This window comes from Nocardioides daejeonensis, from assembly GCF_003194585.1.
Lineage (GTDB): Bacteria > Actinomycetota > Actinomycetes > Propionibacteriales > Nocardioidaceae > Nocardioides > Nocardioides daejeonensis.
This window is the reverse complement of record NZ_QHKZ01000001.1, coordinates 755,108-780,981: the sequence shown is the minus strand read 5'-3', so window position 1 is coordinate 780,981 and position 25,874 is coordinate 755,108. Positions and strand designations below refer to the sequence as shown.

The following is a 25,874-nucleotide window of genomic DNA, read 5'->3' as shown; positions in this document are numbered from 1 at the left end:
CGCGTGCCTCTATTGTCGGCTGCATGGAGGAGAAGAAGGTTCTCATCGTCATCGGCGCCGGTCCCGGATCTGGCCTGGCCGTCGCCCGCCGCTTCGCGAGCGAGGGGTTTCGGCCCGCGTTGCTCGGTCGTAGCCAGGAGTCGATGGACGAGCTGTGCGAGGCGCTTGCCGGCGAGGGTGTCGAGGCGTACGCCGCCCCGATCGACCTGCTCGATGCCGACGACGTGCGTCACTCGGTCGCCGCGGTCGGGGAGAGGTTCGGTCGCATCGACGTGCTGCACTTCAATCCGAGCGTGTGGCGCGACCGCGGGGTCCTTGAGCTGACGGTGCCCGAGCTCCTCGAGGACGTGACCTTCGGAGCAGGCGCACTGCTGCCCGCTGTCCAGGCTGCTCATCCCTTCCTGCGGCGGGGTAGCCGGATCCTGGTGACCGGCAGCATGGCCGCTGATGCGCCGGCCGTCGCCGCTCCCAGCCTCGGTATCCAAAAAGCGGCAGTGCGGACGCTCGCGACGGCGCTCGACAAGACGTTGGAGCCGGAGGGCATCCGGGCCGTCACCATGCAGGTGAACGGCGCCTTGGCGAAGGAGGGCCCGTTTGCGCCTGTCGCGGTTGCCGACGCGCTGTGGGCGGCCTCGGACCGCCCAGACGAGGAGTGGAGCTCCTACGTGCCCCTGAACGGCTGACGCGCGCTGCGTCGGCGGACGACAACGGCGCCGGACCGCTGGGGGTGGCCGGCGCCGTTGAGGCGATCTCTTCCGCTCAGCGCTTGCCGAGCAGGCCTCCGAGGAGGTTGTTGAGCAGGTCGAGCAGGCCGTCGAGGAGTCCGCCGGTCGAGCCGCCGTTACCGCCGAGCGAGCCGAGCAGGCCGTCGACGAGGTCGATGACCGGACCCAGCAGGCCGTCGCCGACCTTGAGGCCGAGCAGGTCGTCGAGCAGGCCCTCGAGCAGACCGGCGTCGCCCTGGGCGGCTGCCTCCGTGGCACGCTGGGCGATCACCACGAGCTTCTTCACATCGCCAGGACGCTGAGCCCGGATCTTGCCCCGCACGACCTTGGCGCGCTTGACGGTCTTGGCCTTGCTTGCCTTGATCGTGAGCTTGTCGAGGCGCTTCTCGCCGGTCCGGATCTGCTTGGACGCCGTGGCCAGGATCGGTGCCGGGATGCGCGCGGCGTTCTTGGTGAGGTGCGTCCGCACCTTGCGGTAGGCCTTGTGCTTCTTGACGGCGAGCCTGGTGGTGGAGCGCTTGACCTGGTGCAGCTTGCCGGGCGCCTTGCGGGCCGCGACCTGGACCGTCTGCTCCTCTGCGGCGACCGGAGCCGCCTGGACTGCGCTGGTGGCGCCGAGGACGAGGGCCGAAGAGACGACCGCCCCGGCCACTGCCTTGCGGGCACGCGAGAACAGCATGAGATTCCTCCCAGATGAAGAAAAGGCGGGCGCCTCCCTGACACCCGCTGGCAACGGCTCCTCCCAAGGGCCGATGCCTGACCGAACGTACAGACATTTGCGGGACCTAGGTCCTGATCCACGCTGACGATGTGAACTGGATCACACGCCTGGTCTGGACAGATTTGCTTGTATGCAACAGGTGTGGGAAGGGTGCCGGGAGGGTGATCCGGGAACGAAGAAGCCCCATGGTCATCGTCTACCGACGATCTCCATGGGGCTGTCTGTCTTGGTGTCCGAGGGGGGACTTGAACCCCCACGCCCGATAAAGGGCACTAGCACCTCAAGCTAGCGCGTCTGCCTATTCCGCCACCCGGACGAGTGCTGGGAAACCATAACAACATCGAGCCCCGATACGCACATCGGGGCTCGGTGACAGGATGGAGACATGGCGACATCGGGTGAGCCGGCCTATCAGCCGGAGGCAGAGGTCGTGGAGCTGTGCCGGGAGTTGATCCGGATCGACACCTCCAACTACGGCGACGAGGAGGGACCTGGCGAGCGGATCGCGGCCGAGCGCGTCGCGGGCTGGCTCGATGAAGTGGGGATCGAGAGCACGCTGATCGAGTCCGAGCCGCGACGTACCTCACTGGTCGCCAGGTGGGGTGACGGTCCGGGTGAGCCGCTGCTGATCCACGGTCACCTCGACGTCGTGCCGGCCGCGGCCGGCGACTGGCAAGTGGATCCGTTCGCCGGCGAGATCGTGGACGGCCACCTGTGGGGCCGGGGCACCGTCGACATGAAGGACTTCGACGCGATGGTCCTCTCCGTCGTCCGCGCGCGTGCCAAGGCAGGTGCCCTCCCGAATCGGCCGATGGTGCTCTGCTTCACGGCCGACGAGGAGGCCGGCGGCCGCAAGGGAGCGGAGTACCTGATCGAGCGGCACCCCGACCTGATCGCGGACTGCGGCGTCGCGATCGGCGAGGTCGGCGGCTTCAGCACGACGGTCCGCGGCCAGCGCCTCTACCTGATCGAGGCCGCTGAGAAGGGCATGGCATGGCTCCGGCTGAGGGCCAGCGGCCGGGCGGGCCACGGCTCGATGATCAACCACGAGAACGCGGTGACGGCGCTGGCGGGCGCGGTGGCACGGATCGGCACCCACGACTGGCCGGTGCGGCTCACCCCCACGATGCAGGTGCTTCTGGCGTCGGTGGCCGAGCTTGCTGGGACGACGGCGACTCCGGAGAACGCCGAGACGCTGGTCGAGGAGTTCGGAGACGCGGCACGAATGCTCGGGGCCGTGTTGCGCAACACCGTCAACCCGACCATGCTCGAGGCCGGCTACAAGGTCAACGTCATCCCCACAGAAGCGATCGCGCACGTCGACGGGCGCTTCCTCCCCGGCTACGAGGACGAGTTCTTCGACACCCTGGCCCAGCTGTGCGGACCTGAGATCCAGATCGAGCCGGTCTCGCACCAGCAACCCTGGAGCTCTCCGTTCGAGGGCGACACGGTCGACGCCATGACCCGCTCCCTGCTCGCCCACGACCCGCAGGCACGCGTGGCGCCCTACTTGATGAGCGGCGGCACCGACGCCAAGCACTTCCGCAAGCTCGGCATGGAGAGCTACGGGTTCGCACCGCTGAGGCTCCCTGAGGAGCTGGACTTCACCGCGCTCTTCCACGGCGTCGACGAGCGGGTGCCTGTCGACGCACTCGAGTTCGGGGCGCGGGTCTTCGACACCTTCCTCGACCTGGCCTGAGCGGGGATCGTGCTCCCGCCAGGCTGGTCGTCACGCCTGGCGGTGGCTCGACCTGCGCAACCCTAGGGAAGCGCTGATCAACCTCGCCTGCTGCGCGCCACCGATATTGATCATCACATCCCTAGAAGGGCATCGTGATGTAGGTGGGTCGCACCTGCCGGATGATCTTGCGGCGCAGGACCACGCGGCGTACGCCGTCATGACCGATCCGGACCCGGGCGAGCTCCCAGCCTCCTTGCTCGGCATGCTCGACGAGGATGCGGGTGACCGCGTTGCGACTGAAGTCGCGCGGCAGCGTCAAGTTCTGGAACTCCCACTCGACACCAGGGCGGTGTGCCGGCCGGACCCGTGCCATCTGCTCAGTCCGCTCCGGAGACGTCGTCGAGGGCGTCCACGATCTCGCGTGGCAGGGTGAGCTCCTCTGTCGCGAGGGATGCCTTGAGCTGGGCTGCGGTGCGGGCGCCGACGACAGGCGCCGTGACGCCGGGCCGGTCGCGGATCCAGGTCAGCGCGACCTCGATCGGCGTCCAGCCGAGGCCGTCGGCCGCCGCGACGGTCGCCTCGACGATCCGCTGGCTGCGCGGATTCAGGTAGCTCCCGACGAAGCCGGCGAAGTGCGGAGAGGCCGCCCTCGAGTCGGCCGGCGTCCCGGAGCGGTACTTGCCGGTCAGCACCCCGCGTCCCAACGGCGACCAGGGCAGCACTCCCATCCCCATCGCCTCCGCCGCGGGAAGCACTTCGTGCTCCACGTGCCGGGAGAGCAACGAGTACTCGACCTGGGTGGAGACGAGCGTCGTACGGCCCGGCACCGCACGCTGCCAGGTGGCCGCCTGCGCGGTCTGCCAGCCGTTGTAGTTGGAGACCCCGACGTGAGCGACACGGCCACTGCTGACGGCGATGTCGACCGCGCTCAGCGTCTCCTCGAGCGGTACGTGATCGACCCACGTATGCACCTGCCACAGGTCGATGTGGTCGACGCCGAGCCGGCGCAGCGACTGGTCGAGGGAGCGAAGCAGGAAGCCGCGCGACGTGTTGGACTCGCGGACCCCGCGCCGGCGGGAGATGCCGGCCTTCGTGGCGAGGACGACGTCGTCTCGCTGCACGACGTCGCCCACCAGCGAGCCGATCAACGTCTCGGAGGCGCCGTCGCCGTAACCGGCGGCCGTGTCGAGCAGGGTGCCGCCCGCCTCGACGAAGGCGATGAGCTGGTCTCGGGCCTCGTGCTCGTCGGTGTCACGGCCCCAGGTCAGGGTGCCGAGTCCCAGCCGGGAGACGGTCAGTCCGCTGGCGCCCAGCGCGCGTTGCTGCATGGTGAGAACGTTAGGCCACGGTCCCTGCGGCCGGCGCGACGGCTCGCCGGGCCGTTGCGGCCCCGCCCGCCCCGCCCTGGGTAGCCTTCTCGTTCGTGACGGACCTCCTGAAGGCGGTCGTCCTGGGCGTGCTCCAGGGCGTGACCGAGTTCCTGCCCATCTCCAGCAGCGCCCACCTGCGGATCTTCCCCGAGCTCTTCGGCTGGGGAGACCCGGGAGCGGCGTTCACCGCCGTGGTCCAGATCGGCACCGAGCTCGCCGTGCTCCTCTACTTCCGCAAGGACATCTGGCGGATCGCCACCGCTTGGCTGCGCTCACTGGCGAAGCCGGAGTATCGCGGTGACGCCGATGCCCGGATGGGTTGGTACGTCATCATCGGGTCACTGCCGATCGTCGTCCTCGGCGTCCTGCTCAAGGACGTGATCGAGAAGGACTTCCGCAACCTCTGGGTGATCGCCACGACGCTCGTCGTCCTCGGCGTCGTCCTTGGGATCGCCGATCGCGTGGGAGCCAGCTCGCGGACCATGAAGGATGTCGGCATCCGCGAGGCGGTTCTTCTCGGCCTCGCCCAGGCTGCCGCACTCATCCCGGGCGTCTCCCGCTCCGGCGCGACCATCTCCATGGGCCGCTTCCTCGGCTTCGACCGGGAGGCAGCGACTCGCTTCGCCTTCCTGCTCGCCATCCCGGCGGTGGTGGGCGCGGGGCTCTTCGAGCTCAAGGAGATCCCGCACGGTCACAACGACTTCGGCTGGGGGCCGACGCTCGTCGGCACCGTCGTCTCGTTCGTCGTCGGGTACGCCGCGATCGCCTGGCTACTCCGCTACGTCACGACGAAGTCGTACACGCCGTTCGTGCTCTACCGGATCGGGCTGGGCATCGCCGTCTTCGCGCTCCTCGGCGACGGCGTGCTCAACGCCTGAGCATCCGTCGAGCTAGAGCCAGCCGGAGCGCTTGAAGTACGCCCACAGCGCGCACGAGGAGAGGATCATGAGGCCGACCGCCATCGGATAGCCCAGGGTCCAGTGCAGCTCCGGCATCACGCGGAAGTTCATGCCGTAGATGCCGGCGATCAGCGTCGGTACGGCGACCAGCGCGACTCCGGCCGAGATCTTGCGCATGTCGTCGTTCTGCTGGGCGGCGATGCGCGTCTGCTGCGCGCTGAAGGCGCTGGAGAGCAGCCCGTCGAGCTCGTCCACAGTCTCGGCGACCCGATGGAGGTGGTCGGCGACATCGCGGAAGAAGGGGGCGGCGTCGGGCGACATCCCGGGCACCGAACCCAGGGCTGCGCGCTGCATAGGGTCGCGCAGTGGCAGGACGGCGCGGCGTACCTCGGCGATCTCCCGCTTGAGCACGTAGATGCGAGGTGAGTCGTCGGTGCGCTCGGAGGAGAAGACCGAGGTCTCGACCTCGTCGACGTCCTCCTGCAGCGCAGCACTGACGCGCTGATAGGCATCGACCGCCTGGTCGCAGATGGCCTAGGCGACCGCGGTCGGCCCGTGCACCAGCAGCTCGGGATGCTGCTCGAGTCGGCTCCGTGTCTGCGAGAGCGAACCGCCCTGCCCGTGCCGCACGGTGATCACGAAGTCCGGCCCAGCGAAGATGTTGATCTCGCCGGTCTCCACAGCATCTTGCTCGTCGACGTACCAGAGCGTCTTCAACACCAGGAAGAGGGAGTCGCCGTACCGCTCGAGCTTGGGGCGCTGGTGGGCGTTGACGGCGTCTTCGACCGCCAGGCGATGCAGGTGGAAGACCTCGGCGCAGGCCTCCAGCTCTTCGCTCGTCGGCTCGTAGAGCCCGACCCAGACGAAGCTCCCCGGTGTGTCGCACCGCTCGCGCAGCTCGGCCAGATCGGTCAGGTCCGGAGACAGGGGCACCCGCACCCCGCCCCGATAGAGCGCGCTGTCCACGATCACGCGAGGAGCCTACGACGTAGTCTCCTCCGCATGGCGACGTTGATCCTCGTCCGGCACGGCCGGAGCACGGCGAACACCTCCGGGCTCCTGGCCGGCCGCACCCCGGGTGTGCACCTCGACGAGGTCGGGCGCGCGCAGGCGCAGACGGTCGCGGACCGGCTGGCGGGGATCACCGTGAGCCGGATGGTCAGCAGTCCGCTCGAGCGCTGTCTGGAGACCGCGGAGCCGCTGGCGGCGAGGACGGGCCTTCCGGTGCAGCCGGAAGCGGGTCTTGCCGAGTGTGACTACGGCGCCTGGTCGGGCCGAGCGATCAAGGAGCTGCTGAAGGAGCCGCTGTGGCGCGTGGTGCAGCGCAACCCCAGCGCTGCCCACTTCCCGGAGGGGGAGTCGCTCCAGCAGATGAGTGCTCGCGCGGCGGCCGCCGTACGCCGCCACGACCGCGAGGTCGGCGAGCAGCAGGCAGACGCCGTCTGGGTCGCCTTCAGCCATGGCGACCTGATCAAGAGCATCGTGGCCGACGCACTGGGTCTCCACCTGGACCTCTTCCAACGGGTGCACGTCGATCCAGGGTCGATCAGCGTGGTCCGCTACGGCGAGCACCGGCCGACCGTGCTCACGGTCAACTCTCACGAGGGGGCGCTGGACTGGGTCGCGCCCCGGCCCGAGACGGCGGAGGCGCCGGCAGGCGACGCCGTGGTCGGCGGCGGCAGTGGTCCCACCGCATAGGCTGACCACATGGCCCCGATCGTGCACTCCTTCGACCCGCCGGACCGGTTCGTCGCCGGCACCGTAGGCCAGCCCGGGCAGCGGGAGTTCTTCCTGCAGGCACGAGAGGGGCGGCGCGTGGCCAGCGTCTCGCTGGAGAAGCAGCAGGTCGCCGTGCTCGCATCCCGGATCGACGACCTGCTCGACGACCTGATGGGCTCCGCCGAGACGGCTACCGTCATCCCGGCGCTCGCACCCCGGGACCTGCTCGACAGCGACCCGCTGGAGCAGCCGATCGCCGCGGAGTTCCGCGGTGGCACGATGACCCTCTCCTGGGACGCTGCGGACGAGCGGATCGTCATCGAGGTCTTCCCGTTCGACGAGGCGGAGCTTGAGGGTCTGGAGGAGCAGGAGCCTGCCGAGGTCTTCCTGGTGCGGATGAGTGCCGGCATGGCTCGCGCATTCGTGAAGCGGGCCGAGACCGTGGTCAGCTCCGGGCGGCCTCCGTGTCCGTTCTGTGGTGGTCCGATCGACCCCGACGGCCACCTGTGCGTGCGCGCCAACGGCTTCCGGCGCAGGAACCCGTGACCCTCCCGGTCGATGCCACGGAGATCTCCGTCGGCGAGTTGGAGCTCCACGGGCGCGTGATGCCCGCCTCGAACGCGACCTTCCTCGCCACCGTCGGACCGACCAGGGTGGTCTACAAACCGGTCCGAGGCGAGCGGCCGCTGTGGGACTTCCCCAACGGCACCCTCGCCGAGCGTGAGCGCGCGGCGTACCTGGTCTCCGAGGCACTCGGGTGGTCGGTCGTGCCCACCACGATCCTGCGCGAGGGCCCGCACGGCTCCGGCATGGTGCAGCGCTGGCAGGAGCCCGACGAGGAGCAGCGACCCGTCGACGTCGTCGCCCGGGGCGCGACGCGGCCGGGGCAGCTTCACGTGTTGGACGCCTGGGATGAGGAGGATCGCGAGGTCGCACTCGTCCATGAGGACTCCGCCCCTCTGCGCCGGATGGCGGTCTTCGACGTCCTGATCAACAACGGCGACCGGAAGGGCGGTCACGTCCTCGCGATGCCCTCCGGCCATCGCTACGGCGTCGATCACGGGGTGAGCTTCCATGTCGACCACAAGCTGCGCACGGTCCTGTGGGGCTGGGCGGGTGAGCCGCTCGGCAGCGACGAGTTGGCCGGCGTACGCGCCGTCCAGTCCGACGAGGGCCTCCATGACGCCCTGACGGAGCTCCTCACGCTCGACGAGGTCGAGGCGTTCCGGGAGCGCGCGGCCCGCCTCGCGGCTCACGGCACGTTCCCGTACCCGAGCCGGGAGTGGCCGGCGATCCCGTGGCCCGCCTTCTGACACAGGCGGTGAGGGTGCCGGACGACGGGCGGTTGCAACAGATCCTCTAGGCTTCCCGACATGCGTACCTGGTCTGCCCCGGATGTCCCGTCACTGTCGGTTCGCGGACCCCAGGTGCGGCTCCACGACACGGCCACGGGGGAGAAGCAGGCGACGCAGCCCGAAGGGCCTGCGCGGCTCTACGTCTGCGGCATCACTCCGTACGACGCCACGCACATGGGACACGCAGCGACCTATCTGGCGTTCGACCTGCTCAACCGCGCCTGGCGCAACGCCGGGCACGAGGTGGTCTACGTGCAGAACGTGACCGACGTGGACGACCCGCTGCTTGAGCGGGCCGACAAGGTCAACATCGATTGGCAGGCGCTCGCAGAGCGGGAGACCCAGCTCTTCCGCGAAGACATGGAGGCCCTGCGGGTGCTGCCTCCGCAGCACTACATCGGTGCGGTCGAGTCGATCCCGCTGGTGATCGACCTGATCCAGCGGCTGCAGGAGCAGGGCCAGATCTACACCGTCGAGACCGACCTCTACTTCCGGGTGCGCAGCGACAAGCGGTTCGGATCGGTCTCCGGGCTGGACACGGCCACGATGACCGCGCTCTTCGGTGCGCGGGGAGGCGACCCCGACCGGCCCGGCAAGGAGGACCCGCTCGACTGCGTCGTCTGGCGCGGCGAGCGCCCCGGCGAGCCGAGCTGGCCGAGCCCGTTCGGCCCGGGGCGTCCCGGATGGCACATCGAGTGCGCCGGCATCGCCCAGCAGCACCTGGGACTCGCCTTCGACGTCCAGGGGGGTGGCAGCGACCTGGTCTTCCCGCACCACGAGATGTCGGCAGGCGAGGTACAGGTCGCCTGGCCCGGTGAGACCTTCGCGAAGCTCTACGCCCACGCCGGCATGGTCGCCTACGACGGCGAGAAGATGTCGAAGTCCCTCGGAAACCTGGTGTTCGTCTCGGCCCTGCGACTCAGTGACGTGGACCCGATGGGCATCCGGCTCGCGCTGCTCCAGCACCACTATCGCGACGACTGGGAGTGGACCGATCAAGGTCTGTGGGATGCCGTCGACCGTGCCGACCGCTGGCGCCTCGGCCTCGCCCGGGCGGGCGGCGCGCCCGCTGCGCCCGTGGTGGAGGGCGTGCTCGCTGCCTTGGCCGACGATCTCGATGCACCTCGAGCGGTGGAGCTGGTCGACGCCTGGGTGGAGGCCACCCTCGCGGGGGACCTCGCGGAGGAGAGTGCGCCCGGTGCGGTGCGACGACTCCTCGACGCGGCTCTCGGCCTCGCGCTCTGACGGGTACGCCGCGGGCTTCTGGTCGAACCGTCAGCCGTCGCCGTCGCGCCGCTTCAGGTAGCGCATGAACTCCCGGGCGATCGCCTCCCCGGAGGCCTCGGGCAGGTCGCTGGTGTCGCGAGCCTCCTCGAGGGCCCGCACGTACGCGCCGATCTCCTCCTCCTCGGAGGCGAGCTCGTCGACGCCGCGCTCCCAGGCCCGGGCCTCGTCCGGCAGCTCGCCGAGCGGGATGCTCACGTCGAGCAGCTCCTCCATCGGGCCGACGAGCGCCAGCGTCGCCTTCGGGCACGGTGGCTGCGCCACGTAGTGGGGGACCGTCGCCCACAGCGAGGCGACGGGGATGTCGAGCAGCCCGCAGGCGTGCGTGAGGACGCCGACGATTCCGGTCGGCCCCTCGTAGGCGGACTCCTCCAGGTCGATCCGATCGCGCAGCTCGGGCTCACTGACCATCCCGGTGACGGGCAACGGGCGGCTGTGAGGCGCATCGGCCAGCATCGCACCCAGGGTGACGACGAGCTGCGCGCCGAGGTCGTCGCACATCGCGAGGAGCTCGGCGCAGAACTGACGCCAGCGCAGGTTGGGCTCGAGACCGCGCACCAGGATGACGTCGTGGTCGAGGCCCGGTGGCGAGGCGATGGCGATCCGGGTCCCGGGCCAGGTGATCTGGCTGTGGCCGGCGTCGTCGGTGGCGACGATCGGGCGGTTGACCTGGAAGTCGTAGTAGTCGTCGGGGTCGACGCCGCCGACGAAACGCGCGTCCCACACGGAGATCAGGTGGTCGACCAGCCCCGAGGCGGCGTCCGCGGCGTCGTTCCAGCCCTCGAAGGAGGCGATGACCACCGGCGCGGTCAGCTCGGGAACGTCCTCGATCTCGATCACCCCTCCAACAGTAGACGGTGGACCAGCCTCGCTCCGCGCCCCCACGCCCGCACCGCGGGCGCTCGACCGTCCGGCGTGTCACCCTGCGGATCGTCACTAGGAGAACCGGTCGGGAACCGTAGGATGGAGCGCAACCGAGAGGCGTTGCAACGGACGACGAGTCCGCCACGCTCGGTCGAGCAACAAGGACGCCTTCCATCAGGGAAGGTAGCTGTATGTCTGTGAGCTCTGAAGCCAATCTGCGTCCCGACGCGACCGAGGCGCTCACCGCCCAGTTGCGGGAGCGCATCCTCGTCATCGACGGCGCGATGGGGACCGCGATCCAGCGCGACCGGCCCGATGAGGCCGGCTACCGTGGCGAACGCTTCAAGGACTGGCCGCAGGATGTCCAGGGCAACAACGACCTGCTCACGCTGACCCAGCCGCAGATCATCGAGTCGATCCACCGCGAGTACCTGGAGGCAGGCGCGGACATCCTCGAGACCAATACCTTCAATGCCAATGCGATCTCCCTGGCCGACTACGGCATGCAGGAGCTCGCCTACGAGCTCAACCGGGCCTCGGCCGAGCTCGCACGCCGGGCCTGCGACCAGGTCGCGACGCCCGAGAAGCCGCGGTACGTCGCCGGTGCGTTCGGGCCGACGACCCGGACGGCCTCGATCTCGCCGGACGTCAACGATCCCGCCGCGCGCAACGTCAGCTACGACCAGCTGGTCGCCGCCTACCTCGATGCCGGCCGCGGTCTCCTCGACGGCGGCGCCGACATCCTCCTGATCGAGACGATCTTCGACACCCTCAACGCCAAGGCGGCGATCTTCGCGGTCGAGACCCTCTTCGAGGAGTACGGCCGTCGGTGGCCGGTGATGATCTCGGGCACGATCACCGACGCCTCCGGTCGCACGCTCTCGGGCCAGACCACCGAGGCGTTCTGGCATTCGGTGCGGCACGCACGCCCGCTGGCCGTGGGCCTCAACTGTGCGCTGGGCGCCAAGGAGATGCGGCCCTACCTCGCGGAGCTGTCGCGGTTGGCGGACACCCATGTGTCGGCGTACCCGAACGCCGGGTTGCCGAACGCCTTCGGTGAGTACGACGAGGCTGCCGCGGAGACGGCGGAGGTCGTGGGCGAGTTCGCCCGGAGCGGCCTGGTCAACATCGTCGGCGGTTGCTGTGGCACGACGCCTGCCCACATCGCCGCGATCGCCGCCGCGGTTGCGGGGGAGGAGCGCCGCGCTGTGCCGACGGTGCGACCGGCGATGCGTCTCTCCGGCCTCGAGCCGGTCACGATCGATGACGACTCGCTCTTCGTCAACGTCGGCGAGCGGACCAACATCACCGGCTCCGCCCGGTTCCGCAACCTGATCAAGGACGGCGACTACGCGACCGCGCTGAGTGTGGCCGCCCAGCAGGTGGAGAACGGCGCGCAGGTCATCGACGTCAACATGGACGAAGGCATGATCGACGGGGTCGCGGCGATGGACCGCTTCCTCAAGCTGGTCGCCAGCGAGCCAGACATCTCGCGGGTGCCGATCATGGTCGACTCCTCGAAGTGGCAGGTCATCGAAGCCGGCCTGAAGTGCATCCAGGGCAAGCCGATCGTCAACTCGATCTCGTTGAAGGCGGGCGTCGAGGAGTTCGTCGAGCAGGCTCAGCTCTGTCGCAAGTACGGCGCCGCAGCCGTCGTGATGGCGTTCGACGAGGAGGGGCAGGCCGACAACCTCCAGCGCCGGATCGAGATCTGCCAGCGTGCCTACCGGATCCTGGTCGACGAGGTCGGCTTCCCGGCCGAGGACATCATCTTCGACCCGAACTGCTTCGCGCTCGCGACCGGAATCGAGGAGCACGCCAACTATGGCGTCGACTTCATCGAGGCGGCGCGGTGGATCAAGCAGAACCTGCCGGGCGCTCAGATCTCGGGTGGCATCTCGAACGTCTCCTTCTCCTTCCGCGGCAACAACCCGGTGCGTGAGGCGATCCACGCCGTCTTCCTCTTCCACGCGATCAAGGCGGGCCTCACGATGGGCATCGTCAATGCGGGTGCGCTGGTCGTCTATGACGAGATCGACGCCGAGCTTCGCGAGCGGATCGAGGACGTCGTCCTCAACCGGCGCCCGGACGCTGGCGAGCGGCTGCTGGAGGTCGCCGAGGCGCACCGAGGCGGTGGCGAGCAGGCCGAGGCGAAGACCGAGGAGTGGCGCGGCCTGCCGGTGGAGGAGCGGATCACACACGCCCTGGTGAAGGGACTCGACGCGCATGTCGAGTCGGACACCGAGGAGCTGAGGCAGCTGATCTCCGAGCGGGGTGGTCGGCCCATCGAGGTGATCGAGGGCCCGCTGATGGCGGGGATGAATGTTGTCGGAGACCTCTTCGGCGCCGGCAAGATGTTCCTGCCCCAGGTGGTCAAGAGCGCGCGCGTCATGAAGAAGGCGGTCGCCTACCTGATTCCCTTCATCGAGGCGGAGAAGCAGCCCGGCGACGAAGACCGGACGAACGGCACCATCGTGATGGCGACCGTGAAGGGCGACGTCCACGACATCGGCAAGAACATCGTCGGCGTCGTGCTGCAGTGCAACAACTACGAGGTCATCGACCTCGGCGTGATGGTGCCTGCCCAGAAGATCCTGGACACGGCCCGCGAGGTCGGTGCCGACATGATCGGCCTCTCCGGCCTGATCACCCCGTCCCTTGACGAGATGGTGAACGTCGCCGCCGAGATGCAGCGCCAGGAGTTCGACATCCCGCTGCTCATCGGCGGTGCCACCACCTCGCGCGCCCACACCGCGGTCAAGGTCGACAAGCAGTACGGCGGCCCGGTCGTCTGGGTCAAGGACGCCTCGCGGTCGGTGCCCACCGCTGCAGCCCTGCTGAGCGCCGAGCAGCGTCCAGCGCTGTTGGCAGACCTCAAGGAGGACTACGACGCACTGCGAGCGCGGCACGCGCAGAAGCACGAGCGCCCGATGATCACCCTGGAGAAGGCACGCGCCAATCGCTTCCCGATCGAGTGGGAGGGCTATGTCCCGCCGCTGCCGGCACAGCCCGGTGTCCACCTGCTCTCCGACTACGACATCGGCGAGCTCCGGGAGTTCATCGACTGGCAGCCGTTCTTCAACGCCTGGGAGATGAAGGGCAAGTTCCCCGACATCCTCAACAACCCCACGACCGGCGAAGAGGCGCGCAAGCTCTTCAAGGACGCTCAGGAGATGCTCGACCGTGTGATCGCGGAGAAGTGGCTGACCGCCAACGCGGTCTTCGGCCTCTTCCCGGCGAACGCGGTCGGCGACGACATCGAGGTCTACGCCGATGACTCCCGCACCGAGGTACGTGCGGTGCTGTGCAACCTGCGCCAGCAGGGCGAGCACCGTGCCGGCGTACCCAACAAGTCGCTGGGCGACTTCGTGGCTCCGAAGGAGACCGGGCTTGCGGACCACGTCGGTGCCTTCGCGGTCACCGCGGGGCTGGGCGCCACCGAGAGGATCATGAAGTTCAAGGAGGAGCTCGACGACTACTCCGCGATCATGCTGGAGGCGGTCGCCGACCGACTCGCGGAGGCGTTCGCGGAGCGGCTTCATCAGCGGGTGCGCACGGAGTTCTGGGGCTATGAGCCCGAGGAGCAGTGGACGAACGACGACCTCATCGCGGAGCGCTACCGGGGGATCCGCCCTGCACCCGGCTACCCGGCGTGCCCCGAGCACACCGAGAAGCGGACGCTGTGGGAGCTGCTCGACGTCACCCGGAACACCGGGATCGAGCTGACCGAGGGGATGGCGATGTGGCCGGGGGCCGCGGTGTCGGGCTGGTACTTCTCCCACCCTGACTCCCAGTACTTCGTGGTCGGCCGGATGCAGCGCGACCAGGTCGCCGACTATGCACGTCGCAAGGGGTGGACCCAGGCCGAGGCCGAGCGCTGGCTCTCCTCCAACCTCGCCTACGAGCCGGAGGACTGAGTGGTCGCACGCGAGCTGCCTCGCGCCGTCCTCTGGGACATGGACGGCACCCTGGTCGACACCGAGCCCTACTGGATCGAGGCCGAGTACGAGCTGGCCGAGCGCTGGGGCGGTACGTGGTCGGAGGCGGACGCCCTCGCGCTGGTCGGCAACGACCTGCTCGAGTCGGGACGCTACATCCGGGAGCGGATGGGGATCGATCGGACGCCGGAGCAGATCGTCGATGCCCTGTTGGACGGTGTGGTGGCTCGGGTCAGCGAGCGGGTGCCGTGGCGGCCCGGGGCGCGCCGCCTCCTGGCGGAGCTCCGTGTCGCCGGCGTCGCCAATGCCCTGGTGACGATGAGCTACCAGCGGTTCGTCACGCCGATCCTCGCCGAGCTGCCGGCCGGCTCCTTCGACCTGGTCATCACCGGCGACCAGGTCGTGAACGGCAAGCCGCATCCGGAGCCCTACCTCACCGCGGTGGCCAAGCTCGGGCTCGACCCGTCGGAGGTGCTGGTGATCGAGGACTCGAACACGGGCGCCCGCAGCGCGGTCGCCGCAGGCTGCCCGTTGCTGGTCGTTCCCTGCCATGTGCAGGTGCCTGCTGGCCCCGGACGGAACTTCCGGGACAGCCTCGAGGAGTTCGGTCCTGCCGAGCTGCGCGAGCTGTGGGCACAGATTGCCTCGGCCACTCAGGACAGGGTCGGCTGATCCGTCCCGGCGGGCGCAGCGGCCGCCGACTGGAGCGTGAGCTCGGGTGGGAGCGGGAGGATCTCGCCGCCGAACTCGGGGCAGTGCGCCTGGTAGCTGCACCAGGCGCAGAGCCTGCTGCGGCTGGGACGCCAGTCACCGGAGAGCTGGGCCTGGCGGATGGCGCGCCAGACGGCTTCGACCTTGCGCTCGGTGGCTCGCAGGTCTGCCTCGTCGGGCGCGTATCGGAGGATCTCACCGCTGCCGAGATAGATGAGCTGCAGCATCGCCGGTACGACTCCACGCGCCCGCCACAGCACCAGGGCGTAGAACTTCATCTGGAAGAGAGCCTTGGCCTCGAACATCTCGCCCGGCGCCTTCCCGCTCTTGTAGTCCACCACCCGGACCATGCCGTTGGGGGCGATGTCGAGGCGGTCGATGAAGCCACGCAGCAGCAGTTTGGAGTCGAGCAGGGTCTCGACATACAGCTCACGCTCGGCCGGCTCCAGTCGCGTCGGGTCCTCCAGGTCGAAGTAGCGCTCCAGCACGGCGTGGCAGCTCGCCAACCAGGTCGCGAACTCCTCGCCGTCGTCGTCGAACAGTGCCGCGAGCTCTTCGTCGGCCTCCCGCATCATCGCCCAGCGCGGTGCCAGCATCTCCCGGGCGGCGGTTACGGTGCGCTCGACCGCAGGCAGGTCGAAGATGTCCTCCAGCACCTTGTGCACCAGGGTGCCGCGCAGGGCGTCGGCCGACGGCTCCTCCGGCAGACGGTCGATGGTGCGATAGCGATAGAGCAGCGGACAGGTCATGAAGTCGCCGGCGCGGCTGGGGGAGAGGGCACCGACCACCTCGACCCCGTCGACCGGGGTGGAGTGCGCATCGGCGGGCGAGTTGCTCATCGGTGCCAGCCTATCCAGTGCCGGAGCCCGTTCCAGGGGGTGGATCCGGTAGATTCCGGGTGTGCCAGCCGATCCCGCCACCGAGACCGGACCGCGCCGTCCGCGCCCACCCGGGACGTTCCGGATCGGCCAGTTCGCCGGTGTCGACGTGCTCGTCACCTCCTCCTGGTTCCTGATCGCCGCACTGATCGCGTTCGTGCTGGCGCCCGTGGTCGAGGAGACGCAGCCCGGCCTCGGCGCTTGGAAGTACCTCGCCGGCGTGGCGTTCGCAGTGCTGCTCTACCTCTCGGTCCTCTTGCACGAGGCCTCGCACGCGATCGCCGCGCAGCGCTATGGCCATGTCGTGGACTCGATCACCCTGCACTTCCTGGGGGGCGCCACCGCCATCGAGGGCGAGGCCCGCTCGGCGCGGGAGGAGTTCTGGATCTCGGTCGTCGGACCGCTCACCTCGCTCCTGGTCGGCCTGGTGGTTCTTCCCCTCTGGTGGATCACGCCTGACGGGCTCCTCGCGCTGGCCCTGCAGGGCCTCATCTGGGCCAACGTGGTCGTCGGCGTGCTCAACCTCATCCCCGGCCTTCCGCTCGACGGCGGCCGAGTGCTGAAGTCCGCCGTCTGGGGACTGACCGGCAACCCCCATCGAGGCACCATCGCCGCGGGCTGGGGCGGCCGCCTCGCCGCTCTCGCCGTCGTCGGCTGGCCCTGGGTGATGGACCCGGTGATCGGCGTACGGCCGACCGTCTTCGACACCATGCTCGCTGTCGTCATCGCCCTCTTCCTCTGGACCGGTGCCACCGCCGCGATGCGCGGTGCCCGGATCCGCCGGCGCCTCGTCTCGATCGTCGCCAAGGACCTCGCCCGGCGCACCCTCACGGTCCGGATGGACCTGCCGGTGGCTGAAGCGGTGCGTCGGGCGCAGGAGGCGGATGCCGGCGGGATCGTCACCACCGACGCCGAGGGGCGTCCGATCGGCATCGTCAACGAGGCGGCACTCGTCGCCGTACCCGACGAGCGCCGGCCGTGGCTTCCGGTCTCGGACGTGACCCGGACCCTGGAGGACGGCCTCTCCCTTCCTGTTGAGATCGCGGGGGAGGAGCTCATCAAGGCCATCACCCGCCATCCCGCCCACGAGTATCTCCTGTTGGAGCCGGACGGCCGGATCTACGGCGTACTCGCGACCTCCGACGTCGACGCCGCGTTCAGCGCCTGAGCCGCGTCCACCCCAGCCCGCCCGACCGAGCGAAAGAGAACCATGAGCGACCCCGTGAACCCCGTGCCCGACGTACCTGAGGAGGCCTGGTCCGGGGTCCACCGCGGGCCGCTGCGCGAGGGTGAGTGGATCCGGCTCACCGACCAGAAGGGCCGTCGTCACAACTTCGAGCTCGTCGCTGGCAAGCGGTTCTTCAGCAACCGTGGCCACATCGAGCACGACGAGCTGATCGGACGCGAGGAGGGCTTCACCATCGCCTCCTCGGCCGGTGGGGAGTACCTGGTGTTCCGCCCGCTGCTCTCGGAGTTCGTGGTCTCGATGCCGCGCGGTGCCGCGGTCGTCTATCCCAAGGACGCAGCCCAGATCGTGGCCATGGCCGACATCTTCCCCGGCGCGCGCGTCGTCGAGGCGGGCGTCGGCTCCGGCGCCCTCACCTGCTCGCTGCTGCGTGCGGTCGGCCCGCACGGCACCGTGATGTCCTGGGAACGGCGCGAGGAGTTCGCCGACGTCGCACGGCGCAACGTCACGCAGTTCTTCGGCGGCGAGCACCCCGCCTGGCGGCTGGCGCTCGGCGACCTCCAGGAGGCTCTGCCGGCGTCGGGCGAGCGCGTGGATCGCGTCATCCTCGACATGCTCGCACCGTGGGAGTGCGTCGACGCCGTTGCCGACGCCCTGCTTCCCGGCGGCATCGTGGTGGCCTACGTCGCGACGACGACCCAGCTCTCGCGCTATGTCGAGACTGTCCGCGCCCACGGCGGCTTCACCGAGCCGCAGCCCTGGGAGTCGCTGGTCCGCGACTGGCACGTCGAGGGCCTGGCGGTCCGCCCCGGCCACAAGATGATCGGTCACACCGCCTTCCTCGTCACCTCACGGCGGATGGCTCCGGGGGAGGCCGCTCCGCGCAAGAAGCGACGTCCCGCTCCGGGTGCCTACGGCAAGGACTACACCGGCCCGCGTCCCGCGGACCTCCCGGCAGCCGTCGCCGAGGAGCTGTTCGACGACTAGCGCCACCGTCGCAACCACCACGTCGCCGGCGGACGGCATCTCCCCACGGCGTACGGCGCGAGCTCTGCCAGTCCCACCCGTCACACCGTGTCGCGAAATTGATCGCTTGGTGTGCGTAGCTACGGCCGACAGGTACCAGTTTCCCCGCCCGGGCGGGGAAACTGGCAGAAGCCGGGCGACTCGCGGGGGCGAATAGCGCGAAGTGCTTCCATTCGTGGAGCGCGTGGGTAAGGTCGCGAGTACGAGGAGGTGGCGCACATGTCGGCATCGGAAAGCCAGCGGAGCCCCGAGGAGCTCGTCCAGCAGGTCAGGTTCCTCGAAGCGGAGGTGGCGGACCTGCGCCAACGGCTCTCTGAGTCACCAGCGCGCGGGACCCTCCTGGAGCAGCGACTGGCGGAGACCCAGCGCAATCTTGCCGGGGTCACGGCGCAGAACGAGCGGCTCGCGCAGACACTGCGGGAGGCGCGCGACCAGTTGGTGAGCCTCAAGGAGGAGATCGACCGGTTGGCTCAGCCGCCGGCCGGGTTCGGCACCTTCTTGAACCGCAATGACGACGACTCGATCGACGTCATCGCCAGTGGCCGCAAGCTGCGGGTGACCGTGAGCCCGGAGGTCGACCGCGACACTCTGGTGCGCGGGCAGGAGGTCCTCCTCAACGAGGCGATGAACGTGGTCGCCGCACTCGCCTTCGAGAAGGTCGGCGAGGTCGTGATGCTCAAGGAGATCCTTGAGGACCGGGAGCGAGTGCTCGTGATCGCCGGGGGCGCCGACGAGGAGCGCGTCGTGACGCTGGCGGAGCCGCTGCGCAACGAGAAGCTGCGGGTCGGCGACTCGCTGCTGCTCGACAGTCGCACCGGCCATGTCTACGAGAAGGTGCCGAAGTCCGAGGTCGAGGAGCTCGTCCTCGAAGAGGTGCCCGACATCGACTACGAGAGCATCGGCGGCCTCATCGCCCAGATCGACCAGATCCGCGACGCCGTCGAGCTGCCCTACCTGCATCCCGACCTCTTCAAGCAGCACCAGCTCAAGCCGCCGAAGGGCGTGCTGCTCTACGGGCCTCCGGGCTGCGGCAAGACGCTGATCGCGAAGGCGGTTGCCAACTCGCTGGCGAAGAAGGTCGCCGCCAAGACCGGGCACGAGGGCAAGTCCTACTTCCTCAACATCAAGGGCCCCGAGCTGCTCAACAAGTACGTCGGCGAGACCGAGCGGCACATCCGGCTCGTCTTCCAGCGGGCCCGGGAGAAGGCCAGCGAAGGCACCCCGGTCATCGTCTTCTTCGACGAGATGGACTCGTTGTTCCGCACTCGCGGCTCGGGGGTCTCCTCCGACGTGGAGAACACGATCGTGCCGCAGCTGCTCAGCGAGATCGACGGCGTGGAGCTGCTGGAGAACGTGCTGGTCATCGGTGCCTCCAACCGCGAGGACATGATCGACCCCGCGATCCTGCGTCCGGGACGGCTGGACGTGAAGATCAAGATCGAGCGCCCGGATGCGGAGTCGGCGCGTGACATCTTCAGCAAGTACCTGACCCCCGACCTTCCCCTCCACGCCGACGACCTGGCGGAGTTCGGCAACGACCGCAAGGCCTGCGCCGACGGCATGATCCGGGCCGCGGTGGAGCGGATGTACTCCGAGACCGACGAGAACCGCTTCCTGGAGGTCACCTACGCCAACGGTGACAAGGAGGTCCTCTACTTCAAGGACTTCAACTCGGGAGCGATGATCCAGAACATCGTCGACCGGGCCAAGAAGATGGCGATCAAGGACTACCTCGACCACGACCAGCTCGGGCTGCGCGTGCAGCACCTGTTGCAGGCGTGCGTCGACGAATTCAAGGAGAACGAGGACCTGCCCAACACCACCAACCCCGACGACTGGGCGCGGATCTCGGGCAAGAAGGGCGAGCGGATCGTCTTCATCCGCACGCTCGTCACCGGCAAGCAGGGCACCGAGCCGGGGCGCTCGATCGACACCGTGCCCAACACCGGGCAGTACCTCTGAGAAGGCAGCGTCAGGGGCGGGTGGCGGTCGCCAGGTAGCCGTAGGTCAACGGCGCCGCCACCTTGCCGCGGAGCAGGTACGCAGTGCGCGCAGACGTCACCTCGAGGCCGCTCGCCTGCGCGAGCGCCACCGGGTCGCGCGTCAGGTGGCATCCCCCCGCGACCCGCCGCTGCACCGGCTCGAGTCGCTGCTGCCAGCGCCGGACGCCGGGGTCGGCGGCACGACCGTGCTCGAGGATGTGCACGGTGCCGCCCGGACGCACGGCGCGCCGCATCTCGGCGAGCGCAAGCGCGGGATCCGGGATCGTGCACAGGCTGAACGTGCAGAGCACGGCGTCGTAGGCTCCGTCCGCTACGTCGATCCGCTGGCCGTCGAGTCCGACCCGTTCGATCGGCACCGCGGTGCGGGACCGGCGGCGTTCGGAGAGAGCCCAGCCCCGGTCGGAGGGCTCCACCGCGTGCACCTCGCTGACCTCCGGCGGGTAGAAGCGGATGTTGAGGCCACCGCCGAAGCCGATCTCCAGGACCCTGCCGGAGAGCCCGGCGCAGCACTCCTCGCGCCAGGCGCCGATCTCACGACCCTTCAACGCCCGGTCGACGATGTGCGGAACCACGCGTTCTTCCCACCAGCCCATGACACCAGTCAATCGGTTGGGTGGGTAGGGTCGCAAGCATGAGCGTGCGACGGGTGATGGGCACGGAGGTGGAGTACGGCATCTCCGTGCAGGGCCAGCCCCAGGCGAACCCGATGACGGCATCGAGCCAGGTCGTCAACGCCTACGCGAACGCCGCCGTGCGGGCGCGGCGGGCACGCTGGGACTTCGAGGAGGAGGCGCCGCTGCGGGACGCGCGCGGCTTCGACCTCTCCCGCGACCAGGCTGACCCGACGCAGCTCACGGACGAGGACCTGGGTCTCGCCAACGTCATCCTCACGAACGGCGCCAGGCTCTACGTCGACCATGCGCACCCGGAGTACTCGACGCCCGAGTGCACGAACCCGCTCGACATCGTCCGCTGGGACAAGGCGGGGGAGAAGGTGATGCTGGAGGCGTCCCGGCAGGCGGCGCAGGTCCCCGGCGCCGCGCCGATCCTGCTCTACAAGAACAACACCGACAACAAGGGCGTCTCCTACGGCGCCCATGAGAACTACCTGATGCGCCGCTCGACCCCGTTCGCCGACATCGTGCGGCATCTGACGCCGTTCTTCGTCTCGCGCCAGGTCGTCTGCGGCGCTGGACGACTCGGCGTCGGCCAGGACGGCCGGGTACACGCCTACCAGATCAGCCAGCGTGCCGACTTCTTCGAGGTCGAGGTCGGCTTGGAGACCACCCTCAAGCGGCCCATCATCAACACCCGGGACGAACCACACGCCGACCCTGAGAAGTACCGGCGACTGCATGTCATCATCGGCGACGCGAACCTCTCCGAGGTCTCCACCTACCTCAAGGTCGGCACGACGTCGCTGGTCCTCGCCATGATCGAGGACGGCTTCATCACCCGGGAGCTCGCTGTGGCGACCCCCGTGGCCTCACTGCGCGCGCTCTCCCACGACCCGACCTGTCGCCGTACGATCCGGCTGGCCAACGGCCGCGAGCTGACCGGCGTGCAGCTGCAGTGGGAGTACCTGGAGCTCGCGCAGAAGTACGTGCAGGAGAAGTGGGGCAACGACATCGATCGACAGACCGTCGACGTGCTGGCGCGGTGGGAGTCCGTGCTGACCCGGCTGGAGCGGGATCCGATGGAGTGCGCGCGCGAGCTGGACTGGGTGGCGAAGCTGGGCCTGCTGGAACAGTACCGCGACCGGGACGGTCTGGAGTGGAGCGATCCGAAGCTGCACCTGATCGACCTGCAGTACGCCGACATCCGACCTGAGCGCGGCCTCTACCAGCGTCTGGTCCAGCGCGGCCGGATGGAGCGACTGATCCCCGAGGAGCAGGTCGATGCGGCGGTCGACACGCCCCCTGAGGACACGCGTGCCTACTTCCGGGGCCGAGTCTTGGAGAAGTTCGCCGACAGCGTCGCCGCCGCGTCGTGGGACTCGGTGATCTTCGACCTGCCCGGCAAGGAGGCGCTGCAGCGTGTGCCGACGATGGATCCGCTCCGCGGCAGCCGCGCGCATGTCGGCGCGTTGATCGACCGATGCGACACGGCGGAGCAGCTGTTCCGCGCCCTGACGCAACGCACCAGTGGATAGGGTGGAGACATGGCCCAGGAGCACAAGCAACCGAAGCGATCCTCGGAGGAGACGACCACCGAGGAGGTCGAGGAGAGCGCAACCCTCGCCGAGCGCAAGGAGCAGCTCGACGAGGACATCGACGCGCTGCTCGACGAGATCGACGACGTCCTCGAGACCAACGCCGAGGACTTCGTGAAGTCGTTCATCCAGAAGGGTGGCGAATGAGCGGGCCGCAGGCCGGTGCCGGGCGGCTTCCTGACGCCTACCTGGCTGCCGGTTCGTCCTCCTTCGCCGACTTCCTGGGCACCACCGCGCCCGAGCTGCTTCCCGCGCATCGGTCGCTGCCCGCCGGATCCGCTGCCGACCTGGCGCCGCACGGCACCACGATCGTCGCGGCGACGTTCCCCGGCGGCGTCGTGATGGCGGGCGATCGACGCGCCACGATGGGCAACGTGATCGCGCAGCGCGACATCCAGAAGGTCTTCCCGACCGACGAGTTCAGCTGCGCCGGCATCGCCGGCACCGCAGGGCTCGCCGTGGAGATGGTCCGGCTCTTCCAGACCGAGCTCGAGCACTACGAGAAGATCGAGGGCAGCACGCTCTCAGTCGATGGGAAGGCCAACCGACTCGCGACACTGATCCGGGGCAACCTGGGCATGGCCATGCAGGGCCTGGCCGTGGTGCCGCTCTTCGCGGGCTGGGACGAGCGCGCCGGCATCGGTCGGATCTTCTCCTACGACGTCACCGGAGGCCGCTACGAGGAGACCGCCTTCCATGCGGTCGGCTCCGGCTCGCTCTTCGCCCGTGGCTCGTTGAAGAAGCTCTATCGAGAGGATCTCGACGAGGACGGGTGCGTCACCGCACTGGTGCAGGCGCTGTACGACGCCGCGGACGACGATTCCGCGACGGGCGGCCCCGATCTGGCTCGACGGATCTTCCCGGTGGTGCATGTGATCACCGCGGCCGGCGGACGGCGGCTGAGCGAGGCCGAGGTGGCCGAGGTGGCCGACCGCGTCGTCGCCGGACGGATGCAACGCCCCGACGGCCCCGCCGCCTCCCTGAGCTAGAAGGAGAGTTTGGAACGATGAGCACCCCCTTCTACGTCTCGCCCGAGCAGCTGATGAAGGACCGGGCGGACTTCGCCCGCAAGGGCGTCACCCGTGGTCGCCCGCTGGTCGCCCTGCAGTACGCCGACGGCGTGCTGCTCGCCTCGGAGAACCCATCGCAGGCGCTCCACAAGATCTCCGAGCTCTACGACAGAATCGCCTTCGCCGCGGTCGGTCGCTACAACGAGTTCGAGAACCTGCGGATCGCCGGGGTCCGGCTGGCCGACATGCGCGGCTATGCCTACGACCGCCGCGACGTCACCGGTCAGGGCCTGGCCGGCGCCTATGCCCAGACGCTGGGGACGATCTTCTCCAGCGCCGGGGAGAAGCCGTACGAGGTGGAGCTGTTCGTTGCCGAGATCGGTGACGAGGCATCCGACGACAAGATCTTCCGGCTCACCTACGAGGGCATGGTGGCCGACGAGCACGGCTTTGCCGTGATGGGCGGCAACGCCGAGTCGGTCGGTCGCTACCTCAAGGAGCAGTATGCGGCCGGCGGCGACCTGGCTGCCGCGGTGCGCGTCGCGGTGGCCGCTCTGGGGCAGAGCGAGGGGGAGACGCGGGTCATTCCCGCCGATGACCTCGAGGTCGCGGTGCTCGACCGCACGCGCGTCCAGCCCCGCAAGTTCCGCCGGATCTCGACGGGGACGCTGCGCGAGCTGCTCGGCGACCGGGGCACGGAGACCCCGGATGGGGATCGACCCGAGGACGGCGAGGCTGCGGGCGTCTCGATGCCCTCCTCGGTGGACCGACCGGAGGATCCCACCGATCTGGTCAGCGGCGGCACGCCGCCGCTCGAGGATCCGCTCACCGGCGAACCGCCCATCGCACCGCCCCCGGAACCGGGCCAGTAGCGACTAGTGTTGTGACATGGAGCGCCGGATCTTCGGAATCGAGAACGAGTACGGCGTCACGTGCACGTTCAAGGGGCAGCGCCGGCTGAGTCCCGACGAGGTCGCGCGGTACCTCTTCCGCAAGGTCGTGTCATGGGGGCGTAGCAGCAACGTCTTCATGCGCAACGGCGCCCGGCTCTATCTCGACGTCGGCAGTCATCCCGAGTACGCGACGCCCGAGTGCGACGACGTGCGGGAGCTGGTCGCCCACGACAAGGCCGGGGAGCGGATCCTGGAAGGCCTGCTGGTGGACGCCGAGGAGAGGCTGCACGGCGAGGGCGTCTCGGGAGACATCTACCTCTTCAAGAACAACACGGACTCGGCGGGCAACTCCTATGGCTGCCATGAGAACTACCTGGTCGGCCGCGCGGGCGAGTTCAGCCGACTCGCCGATGTGCTGATCCCGTTCCTGGTGACCCGCCAGCTGCTCGTCGGAGCCGGCAAGATCGTCCAGACTCCGCGCGGCGCGTCGTACTCGATCAGCCAGCGCGCGGAGCACATCTGGGAGGGCGTCTCCAGCGCCACCACTCGCAGCCGGCCGATCATCAACACCCGCGACGAGCCACATGCCGATGCCGAGCTCTACCGGCGGCTCCATGTGATCGTCGGCGACTCGAACATGTCGGAGACGACGACCCTGCTCAAGGTGGCCAGCTGCCACCTGGTGCTGCGGATGATCGAGGAGGGCGTGGTGATGCGGGACCTCACGCTGGAGAACCCGATCCGGGCGATCCGTGAGATCTCGCACGACGTCTCCGGCCGCAAGCCGGTCCGTCTCGCCAACGGCCGTGAGGCGAGCGCGTTGGAGATCCAGGGCGAGTACCTACAGCGTGCTCGGGACTTCGCCGACCGGCGCGAGCTCCACGACCCCACGACCCTGCAGGCCCTGGATCTCTGGGAGCGTGGTCTGAAGGCGATCGAGTCAGGCGACCTCTCCTTGGTGGAGCGGGAGATCGACTGGGTGATCAAGTGGCGGCTCATCGAGCGCTATCGGGCCAAGCACGGCCTCACCCTGGGAGACGCCCGGATCGCCCAGGTCGATCTCGCCTACCACGACATCCGTCGCGACCGGGGCCTCTTCTACCTCCTGCAGCGGGCAGGCGCGGTCAACCGCGTCACCGACGACCTCACCGTCTTCCGGGCCAAGTCGGTTCCGCCGCAGACCACGCGGGCCCGTCTGCGAGGTGACTTCATCCGCAAGGCGCAGGAGCGTCGTCGGGACTTCACGGTGGACTGGGTGCATCTGAAGCTCAACGACCAGGCCCAGCGGACGGTGCTCTGCAAGGACCCGTTCCGGGCGACCGACGAGCGCGTCCAGCGCCTGATCGACGGGATGTGACCGGAGCGCTGGGGGCTTTCGTCTAGGATTTCCCCTGCTGTT

23 protein-coding genes, 1 tRNA gene, 1 pseudogene and 1 riboswitch are annotated in these 25,874 nt (G+C 69.1%); of the genes and pseudogenes, 17 read left to right on the top strand and 8 right to left on the bottom strand.

Translation table 11 applies throughout. From position 1 onward, the window contains the following. The first annotated feature begins 23 nt into the window (after positions 1 to 23). The gene (locus DNK54_RS03730) at positions 24 to 683 is read left to right on the top strand and encodes an SDR family oxidoreductase (protein WP_110205564.1); all 660 of its coding nucleotides are present in this window, start codon (positions 24 to 26) and stop codon (positions 681 to 683) included. 76 nt (positions 684 to 759) lie between these two features. On the opposite strand, the gene DNK54_RS03725 is transcribed toward DNK54_RS03730, so the two are convergent. Continuing rightward, positions 760 to 1,404, bottom strand: coding sequence for a hypothetical protein (locus DNK54_RS03725; protein WP_110205563.1), 645 nt, complete (start codon positions 1,402 to 1,404; stop codon positions 760 to 762). A gap of 269 nt (positions 1,405 to 1,673) precedes the next feature. After that, a tRNA-Leu gene (locus tag DNK54_RS03720) sits at positions 1,674 to 1,762 on the bottom strand. Between the two features lie 69 nt (positions 1,763 to 1,831). Between DNK54_RS03720 and DNK54_RS03715 the strand changes: the two genes are divergently transcribed. Beyond that, a complete protein-coding gene (locus DNK54_RS03715; protein WP_110205562.1) occupies positions 1,832 to 3,145 on the top strand; it encodes a M20/M25/M40 family metallo-hydrolase in 1,314 nt (437 codons plus the stop codon). A gap of 121 nt (positions 3,146 to 3,266) precedes the next feature. Here the strand turns inward: DNK54_RS03715 and DNK54_RS03710 are convergent, their stop codons facing one another. Together DNK54_RS03710 and DNK54_RS03705 are read right to left on the bottom strand one after the other, a co-directional pair. Next, positions 3,267 to 3,500: a DUF5703 family protein gene (locus tag DNK54_RS03710; protein WP_110205561.1), complete on the bottom strand. Its 234-nt coding sequence runs from the start codon at positions 3,498 to 3,500 to the stop codon at positions 3,267 to 3,269. Positions 3,501 to 3,504: 4 nt separating this feature from the next. Beyond that, positions 3,505 to 4,455: an aldo/keto reductase gene (locus tag DNK54_RS03705; RefSeq protein WP_110205560.1), complete on the bottom strand. Its 951-nt coding sequence runs from the start codon at positions 4,453 to 4,455 to the stop codon at positions 3,505 to 3,507. Between the two features lie 95 nt (positions 4,456 to 4,550). Here DNK54_RS03705 and DNK54_RS03700 point away from each other — a divergent pair, with 95 nt between their 5' ends. Further along, positions 4,551 to 5,375 carry an undecaprenyl-diphosphate phosphatase gene (locus DNK54_RS03700; protein ID WP_110205559.1) on the top strand — a complete coding sequence of 275 codons (825 nt, stop codon included), beginning with the start codon at positions 4,551 to 4,553 and terminating at the stop codon, positions 5,373 to 5,375. 12 nt (positions 5,376 to 5,387) lie between these two features. Here DNK54_RS03700 and DNK54_RS03695 read toward each other — a convergent pair. Further along, positions 5,388 to 6,329, bottom strand: a pseudogene (locus DNK54_RS03695) (magnesium and cobalt transport protein CorA). A 69-nt stretch (positions 6,330 to 6,398) separates the two neighbouring features. On the opposite strand from DNK54_RS03695, the gene DNK54_RS03690 reads away from it, so the two are divergent. From DNK54_RS03690 to mshC, 4 genes are read left to right on the top strand one after another with little or no spacing between them, the layout of a single operon-like run. Further along, a complete protein-coding gene (locus DNK54_RS03690; RefSeq protein WP_110205558.1) occupies positions 6,399 to 7,094 on the top strand; it encodes an MSMEG_4193 family putative phosphomutase in 696 nt (231 codons plus the stop codon). A 9-nt stretch (positions 7,095 to 7,103) separates the two neighbouring features. Continuing rightward, entirely contained in the window at positions 7,104 to 7,661 is a 558-nt protein-coding gene (locus DNK54_RS03685; RefSeq protein ID WP_110205557.1) for a DUF3090 domain-containing protein, read from the top strand. Then, positions 7,658 to 8,428 (top strand): SCO1664 family protein, encoded by a 771-nt coding sequence (locus tag DNK54_RS03680; RefSeq protein WP_239459890.1) that lies wholly within the window; start codon positions 7,658 to 7,660, stop codon positions 8,426 to 8,428. The genes DNK54_RS03685 and DNK54_RS03680 overlap by 4 nt, the downstream gene beginning before the upstream one ends. Positions 8,429 to 8,488: 60 nt before the next feature. Further along, a complete protein-coding gene (mshC, locus tag DNK54_RS03675; RefSeq protein ID WP_110205556.1) occupies positions 8,489 to 9,715 on the top strand; it encodes a cysteine--1-D-myo-inosityl 2-amino-2-deoxy-alpha-D-glucopyranoside ligase in 1,227 nt (408 codons plus the stop codon). Between the two features lie 30 nt (positions 9,716 to 9,745). On the opposite strand, the gene DNK54_RS03670 is transcribed toward mshC, so the two are convergent. Further along, complete coding sequence (locus tag DNK54_RS03670) at positions 9,746 to 10,594, bottom strand: PAC2 family protein (protein WP_110205555.1); 849 nt, start codon at positions 10,592 to 10,594, stop codon at positions 9,746 to 9,748. 130 nt (positions 10,595 to 10,724) lie between these two features. Beyond that, positions 10,725 to 10,795: riboswitch (S-adenosyl-L-homocysteine riboswitch) on the top strand. Positions 10,796 to 10,809: 14 nt separating this feature from the next. On the opposite strand from DNK54_RS03670, the gene metH reads away from it, so the two are divergent. Then, positions 10,810 to 14,535, top strand: a complete 3,726-nt coding sequence (metH, locus tag DNK54_RS03665; protein WP_110205554.1) for a methionine synthase — start codon at positions 10,810 to 10,812, stop codon at positions 14,533 to 14,535. Further along, positions 14,536 to 15,228 carry an HAD family hydrolase gene (locus DNK54_RS03660; RefSeq protein WP_239459889.1) on the top strand — a complete coding sequence of 231 codons (693 nt, stop codon included), beginning with the start codon at positions 14,536 to 14,538 and terminating at the stop codon, positions 15,226 to 15,228. Here DNK54_RS03660 and DNK54_RS03655 read toward each other — a convergent pair. Next, positions 15,210 to 16,106: a RecB family exonuclease gene (locus tag DNK54_RS03655; RefSeq protein ID WP_110205553.1), complete on the bottom strand. Its 897-nt coding sequence runs from the start codon at positions 16,104 to 16,106 to the stop codon at positions 15,210 to 15,212. The genes DNK54_RS03660 and DNK54_RS03655 overlap by 19 nt on opposite strands. A gap of 61 nt (positions 16,107 to 16,167) precedes the next feature. On the opposite strand from DNK54_RS03655, the gene DNK54_RS03650 reads away from it, so the two are divergent. The 3 genes from DNK54_RS03650 to arc all read left to right on the top strand — a co-directional run bounded on the left by DNK54_RS03650 (position 16,168) and on the right by arc (position 20,319). After that, complete coding sequence (locus tag DNK54_RS03650; RefSeq protein WP_110205552.1) at positions 16,168 to 17,313, top strand: site-2 protease family protein; 1,146 nt, start codon at positions 16,168 to 16,170, stop codon at positions 17,311 to 17,313. Between the two features lie 42 nt (positions 17,314 to 17,355). Further along, positions 17,356 to 18,318 (top strand): tRNA (adenine-N1)-methyltransferase, encoded by a 963-nt coding sequence (locus DNK54_RS03645; protein WP_110205551.1) that lies wholly within the window; start codon positions 17,356 to 17,358, stop codon positions 18,316 to 18,318. Positions 18,319 to 18,576: 258 nt separating this feature from the next. Further along, complete coding sequence (gene arc / locus DNK54_RS03640) at positions 18,577 to 20,319, top strand: proteasome ATPase (protein ID WP_110205550.1); 1,743 nt, start codon at positions 18,577 to 18,579, stop codon at positions 20,317 to 20,319. 10 nt (positions 20,320 to 20,329) lie between these two features. Here arc and DNK54_RS03635 read toward each other — a convergent pair whose 3' ends face one another. Beyond that, positions 20,330 to 20,953, bottom strand: a complete 624-nt coding sequence (locus tag DNK54_RS03635) for a class I SAM-dependent methyltransferase (protein WP_110205549.1) — start codon at positions 20,951 to 20,953, stop codon at positions 20,330 to 20,332. Between the two features lie 38 nt (positions 20,954 to 20,991). On the opposite strand from DNK54_RS03635, the gene dop reads away from it, so the two are divergent. From dop to pafA, 5 genes are read left to right on the top strand one after another with little or no spacing between them, the layout of a single operon-like run. Further along, a complete protein-coding gene (gene dop, locus DNK54_RS03630) occupies positions 20,992 to 22,512 on the top strand; it encodes a depupylase/deamidase Dop (RefSeq protein ID WP_110205548.1) in 1,521 nt (506 codons plus the stop codon). A gap of 9 nt (positions 22,513 to 22,521) precedes the next feature. Beyond that, entirely contained in the window at positions 22,522 to 22,719 is a 198-nt protein-coding gene (locus tag DNK54_RS03625) for a ubiquitin-like protein Pup (RefSeq protein WP_110205547.1), read from the top strand. After that, positions 22,716 to 23,561 carry a proteasome subunit beta gene (gene prcB / locus DNK54_RS03620; protein WP_110205546.1) on the top strand — a complete coding sequence of 282 codons (846 nt, stop codon included), beginning with the start codon at positions 22,716 to 22,718 and terminating at the stop codon, positions 23,559 to 23,561. The genes DNK54_RS03625 and prcB overlap by 4 nt, the downstream gene beginning before the upstream one ends. Positions 23,562 to 23,578: 17 nt before the next feature. Further along, positions 23,579 to 24,454, top strand: a complete 876-nt coding sequence (gene prcA / locus DNK54_RS03615; protein ID WP_110205545.1) for a proteasome subunit alpha — start codon at positions 23,579 to 23,581, stop codon at positions 24,452 to 24,454. 16 nt (positions 24,455 to 24,470) lie between these two features. Next, on the top strand, positions 24,471 to 25,832 hold the full coding sequence (gene pafA, locus DNK54_RS03610) for a Pup--protein ligase (RefSeq protein ID WP_110205544.1): 1,362 nt from the start codon (positions 24,471 to 24,473) through the stop codon (positions 25,830 to 25,832). Positions 25,833 to 25,874 lie beyond the last annotated feature (42 nt).

Coding starts and splice junctions, on each gene's coding strand:
- DNK54_RS03730 (WP_110205564.1), top strand. CDS start 24: ATGGAGGAGAAGAAGGTTCTCATCGTCATCGGCGCCGGTCCCGGATCT.
- DNK54_RS03725 (WP_110205563.1), bottom strand. CDS start 1,404: ATGCTGTTCTCGCGTGCCCGCAAGGCAGTGGCCGGGGCGGTCGTCTCT.
- DNK54_RS03715 (WP_110205562.1), top strand. CDS start 1,832: ATGGCGACATCGGGTGAGCCGGCCTATCAGCCGGAGGCAGAGGTCGTG.
- DNK54_RS03710 (WP_110205561.1), bottom strand. CDS start 3,500: ATGGCACGGGTCCGGCCGGCACACCGCCCTGGTGTCGAGTGGGAGTTC.
- DNK54_RS03705 (WP_110205560.1), bottom strand. CDS start 4,455: ATGCAGCAACGCGCGCTGGGCGCCAGCGGACTGACCGTCTCCCGGCTG.
- DNK54_RS03690 (WP_110205558.1), top strand. CDS start 6,399: ATGGCGACGTTGATCCTCGTCCGGCACGGCCGGAGCACGGCGAACACC.
- DNK54_RS03685 (WP_110205557.1), top strand. CDS start 7,104: ATGGCCCCGATCGTGCACTCCTTCGACCCGCCGGACCGGTTCGTCGCC.
- mshC (WP_110205556.1), top strand. CDS start 8,489: ATGCGTACCTGGTCTGCCCCGGATGTCCCGTCACTGTCGGTTCGCGGA.
- metH (WP_110205554.1), top strand. CDS start 10,810: ATGTCTGTGAGCTCTGAAGCCAATCTGCGTCCCGACGCGACCGAGGCG.
- DNK54_RS03655 (WP_110205553.1), bottom strand. CDS start 16,106: ATGAGCAACTCGCCCGCCGATGCGCACTCCACCCCGGTCGACGGGGTC.
- DNK54_RS03645 (WP_110205551.1), top strand. CDS start 17,356: ATGAGCGACCCCGTGAACCCCGTGCCCGACGTACCTGAGGAGGCCTGG.
- arc (WP_110205550.1), top strand. CDS start 18,577: ATGTCGGCATCGGAAAGCCAGCGGAGCCCCGAGGAGCTCGTCCAGCAG.
- DNK54_RS03635 (WP_110205549.1), bottom strand. CDS start 20,953: ATGGGCTGGTGGGAAGAACGCGTGGTTCCGCACATCGTCGACCGGGCG.
- dop (WP_110205548.1), top strand. CDS start 20,992: ATGAGCGTGCGACGGGTGATGGGCACGGAGGTGGAGTACGGCATCTCC.
- DNK54_RS03625 (WP_110205547.1), top strand. CDS start 22,522: ATGGCCCAGGAGCACAAGCAACCGAAGCGATCCTCGGAGGAGACGACC.
- prcB (WP_110205546.1), top strand. CDS start 22,716: ATGAGCGGGCCGCAGGCCGGTGCCGGGCGGCTTCCTGACGCCTACCTG.
- prcA (WP_110205545.1), top strand. CDS start 23,579: ATGAGCACCCCCTTCTACGTCTCGCCCGAGCAGCTGATGAAGGACCGG.
- pafA (WP_110205544.1), top strand. CDS start 24,471: ATGGAGCGCCGGATCTTCGGAATCGAGAACGAGTACGGCGTCACGTGC.